The sequence below is a fragment of the Parabacteroides faecalis genome (genome assembly GCF_022809355.1).
GTDB classification, from domain to species: Bacteria; Bacteroidota; Bacteroidia; order Bacteroidales; family Tannerellaceae; genus Parabacteroides; species Parabacteroides faecalis.
On the sequence record NZ_JAKZMM010000097.1, the window covers coordinates 1 to 3,037 of the forward strand.

Consider the following 3,037-nt stretch of genomic DNA (forward strand, 5'->3'; position numbering starts at 1 on the left):
GAATTATAGGGAAGATTAGCGCACTTACAATCCTACAATACATCAACTATAAAAACAACAAACCCATTGGCAAAGTTAAATATGCGCTAATTTAATTCCGCCAACGGGTAATTTTATGTACTGGTGCGGAATGAGATTGTAGGGCTGCAACTAAGGCATGACCGATCTCATGATAAGAAATGATTTTCTTCTCTTCGGGCGAAATAACCTTATCTTTTTTCTGCGCACCGGCGATAACCGTCTCTACGCTCTCTTCCAAATCTGCAGTGATCACATGTTGACGTCCTAACCGGACAGCACGCAAAGCAGCTTCGTTGACAATGTTGGCCAATTCGGCACCCGACGAGCCGGCTGTGGCACGGGCAACGATATCCAGATCGATGGTTTCATGTTTTACTTTCTTCAAATGAACTTGCAGGATCGATTTTCGTCCTTCCAGATCGGGAAGTTCCATTTGTATGCGACGGTCAAAACGTCCGGGACGAAGCAAGGCCTTATCCAACATTTCCGGTCGGTTGGTTGCTGCCAGGATAACAACACCTTTTCTGCCGTCGAAACCATCCATCTCGGTTAATAATTGGTTCAAGGTCTGTTCCCGTTCATCATTACCTCCGTATGCCGAGTCTCGCTTCTTTCCAATGGCATCGATTTCATCAATAAAAATGATACAAGGAGCTTTTTCGTTGGCTTGTTTAAAGAGATCCCGTACTTTGGCGGCTCCCATTCCAACGAACATCTGGACAAACTCCGAACCGGATATGGCAAAGAAAGGAACTTTCGCTTCACCTGCCACAGCTCTGGCAATTAAAGTCTTTCCGGTTCCCGGAGGTCCTACCAGCAAAGCTCCTTTCGGTAAAGATGCTCCGATATCAGTATATTTTTTAGGGTTATGCAGGAAGTTGACGATTTCAGACAACATCTCTTTGGCTTCATTTTGTCCGGCGACATCTGCAAAAGTGGTTTTGATATCCGAATCGGCGTAAATCTTGGCGCCACTGTTCCCAAACGACATGAAATTTCCACCAGCTCCTAATCGGGACTGAATGTTTTTACTGGTCTGTCTCCAAATGATATAAAACAGGAGTCCTGGTAGAATCCACATCAGAAGGAAATTCAGGATAGGTGAATTTTCGCGTGGGACAATTTGATTGAATGCAATTTTCCCTGTCTGATTCGGACTTTTCGCCTGTAAAAGTCGATCTACCAGTTGCGGATCATTGATCTCTCCGGTTTGATAGGTTGTTTGTTCACCTTTATCATTGTCGGCAGTAAAATAGATCTGTTTATTTTCGATCATGACTTCCCGAACTTGTCCGCTATTTACCTTTTCTATAAAGTCTCCATAGTCGGTTTTGTAGATTTTCCGGTCCATCAGACTCGGGAAAACCAGTCCGTTTAAAAATAGAACAATTAAAATACCCCACAAAAAGCCCATATATGGATTTCCTCTTTTTGTGGGTTGTTTGGATAAATCTTGTTTAGTACTTTCCATATCACCAATAATTTGGCGATAAAATTAGAGATTCTCTATTTCAACTCAGTTTTCAATAGGTTAGGAAAAGTGTTCTCTATGTATTTTTTATGTACTATGTTTTGAATTATTGTATGATTTATATCACTTCTTCACACTGATAATAATCAGAAGATATGAAAATACTTTTCTGATATGGTTGCTTTGGACTACAGGCATAAGATTCACAATAGAGAATGTTGCACGTTTTTGATATAAGTATGACGATAGCCAAAGAACAAAAATAGCGGAACCAAAGCCAGCTAAGGCATCAATCAGATAATGGGCTTGTATATAAACAGTAGCTCCACAAAGTAGGAGGTAGAATGGCAGAAGCAAAAATGTTAGTTTTTTGCTGCCTTGCCAGGCTAAATGCATGGCAATGGTGGAAATTCCTACATGTGAACTGGGGAAAGCAGCAGTAGGTCGTTCTCCTACTTGTTGGGACGCTTCTACAAGCTGATAGAAAAAACCTTGCTCGTTTCCTGGTCCAGGCAATAAGCTGTTGTTGGCATAAAAATAATCTCCTATGGCTGGGAAATGGTTTGCAAGTACTTGATCCATGCCTATAGCCGGAAAATAAAATTGAGGTCCGGCTACCGGAATCAGGATATAAACGATATAATAAATAAAGAAAGAAGCTGCGAATAAAAAACTAACTTTCTCGAACTGCTCGAACCGACGCAAGAAATAATACATGACGACTATAAAAATCATCGGATAATAAAAGAAGTATCCCATGTGGAAGGCTTCACTTATCCATAGAGATGAAAAGTGTTGGCTAAATTCAACTGCCGGTTGGCAACCAAACAGTAATTGCTCCGCTTGGGCGAACAAATGATCCATATTCGGAAATAGACGATTGAATTCGTATGTGTCCGGATACCAATAGGCTAATAATCCCAACTGAGTAGCAATACGCAGAAAGGCTGTTAGTCTACAAGGAACGGCTAGGTACAAAATGATCAGGGCGATTGTTAGTGAGGCAATGCCCAATCGTTCGTATAACATAAGAGTCGGATGATCTAACTGCGTATATAAAATTAAAATTAGTATAGTTGTTATAGCATTGTATAATAAACTAATACTCTCAATAGCAAACAAACCACTCCCTCTTTCTGTCTTTTCTACCCAATTTACTTGTAGTGCCATTATCCTTTAATATTTCTGGTACTATAAAACTTTATTCACACACTCTCATCTTTCCCGATTAATTAACCTTTATATTAACTATAAATGGTTTATAAGGGATTTACTCGGTGGGCAAAGATATAAAAACTTATTTAGTTTGTTCATCTACAATTTGTTTCTTAGAAGCTTTTCTGTCTTCTAAACGTTTTTTAGGAGATCAATCATAATTATAAAACAAACTAAACGGGAATCGATTTCAATCCTCGCTGGATTTGTTTTCGATTCCTGTCATACTACAGATTTACTTTACACCCATTTAACAAAAAAAGAGAAAGCAATGGGAAAGAAAGGAATCAGTCATCGCAAATTCAGTATTGAGTTCAAATTGTCCGTTTT

General features: G+C 39.5%; 1 protein-coding gene and 1 pseudogene. Both read right to left on the minus strand.

Going from position 1 to position 3,037, the window contains the following annotated elements:
- Nucleotides 1-91: 91 nt before the first annotated feature.
- A complete protein-coding gene (locus tag MUN53_RS18165; protein WP_243326831.1) occupies nucleotides 92-1,492 on the minus strand; it encodes an ATP-dependent metallopeptidase FtsH/Yme1/Tma family protein in 1,401 nt (466 codons plus the stop codon).
- Between the two features lie 225 nt (nucleotides 1,493-1,717).
- Nucleotides 1,718-2,662: pseudogene (locus MUN53_RS18170) on the minus strand (phosphatase PAP2 family protein); the annotation flags it as partial.
- Nucleotides 2,663-3,037 lie beyond the last annotated feature (375 nt).